At 57.4% G+C, this 1,360-nt stretch carries 1 protein-coding gene; it reads right to left on the reverse strand.

What is annotated here, in order from left to right; translation table 11 throughout:
* Positions 1 to 1,040 (reverse strand): Rne/Rng family ribonuclease (locus ACQKPC_RS30370; protein WP_427628333.1); only part of this gene is annotated, 1,040 nt, incomplete at its 3' end.
* Between the last annotated feature and the right edge of the window lie 320 nt (positions 1,041 to 1,360).

The raw sequence follows: 1,360 nt of genomic DNA on the forward strand, positions 1-1,360 counted from the left end.
ATGTCGATGAAGTCGATGACGATCAGGCCGCCGATGTCGCGCAAGCGCAACTGACGGGCGATTTCTTCGGCAGCTTCAAGGTTGGTCTGCAGTGCGGTTTCTTCGATGTCGCTGCCTTTGGTGGCGCGCGCCGAGTTGATGTCGATGGACACCAGAGCTTCGGTCGGATCGATAACGATGGAGCCGCCGGAAGGCAGTTCGACGACGCGCTGGAAGGCGGTTTCGATCTGGCTTTCGATCTGGAAACGGTTGAACAGCGGAACGCTGTCTTCGTACAGTTTGATTTTGCTGGCGTACTGCGGCATCACCTGACGAATGAAGGTCAGGGCTTCATCCTGGGCTTCAACGCTGTCGATCAGTACTTCGCCGATGTCCTGGCGCAGGTAATCGCGGATGGCGCGGATGATCACGTTGCTTTCCTGGTAGATCAGGAACGGCGCGGAACGGTCCAGCGAAGCTTCTTTGATGGCGGTCCACAGTTGCAGCAGGTAATCGAGGTCCCACTGCATTTCTTCGCTGCTGCGGCCAAGGCCGGCAGTGCGAACGATCAGACCCATGTCGGCCGGGGCAACCAGACCGTTCAGGGCTTCACGCAGTTCGTTGCGCTCTTCACCTTCGATGCGACGGGAGATACCGCCGGCACGCGGGTTGTTCGGCATCAGCACCAGGTAACGACCGGCCAGGCTGATGAAGGTGGTCAGGGCGGCGCCCTTGTTGCCACGTTCTTCCTTTTCGACCTGAACGATGACTTCCTGGCCTTCGCTCAGGACGTCCTTGATGTTGACGCGGCCTTCGGGGGCTTTCTTGAAGTATTCGCGGGAGATTTCTTTGAGGGGCAGGAAGCCGTGGCGCTCAGAGCCGAAATCGACAAAGGCAGCCTCGAGGCTTGGTTCGATGCGAGTAATCCGGCCTTTATAGATGTTGGCCTTCTTCTGCTCGCGTGCACCGGATTCGATGTCCAGGTCGTAGAGGCGCTGGCCATCTACCAGTGCAACACGCAACTCTTCGGGTTGAGTTGCGTTAATCAGCATTCTTTTCATGTAGTACCGTCGGTTTCCGGGCTGCCGGAAACGGCGTTCGGCACACACGACTTCTCACGGTCGGTGTCAGGTGCGTCAGGAGTGGTTGGCCACTCCAGTGTCTAGCGAACCCCGGCCAATTGGGCCGGTGTCGCGACGTACGCGTCCTGCTTGCTGTGGCTACTTAAGCACTCAGTCAGGAGGAGGAATCAACCGGCGGCTGTGGACGAGATGAAGCGTCTTGATAAAGCCTATTGCTACACAGTCCAGCCACCACCGTTGAGCAATTGTGAATTCTGCATGAGCCATCCTGCTTGTTATTGTTTCACTTGATGAAATGC

The organism is Pseudomonas sp. NPDC089918 (assembly GCF_050280605.1).
GTDB lineage: Bacteria > Pseudomonadota > Gammaproteobacteria > Pseudomonadales > Pseudomonadaceae > Aquipseudomonas.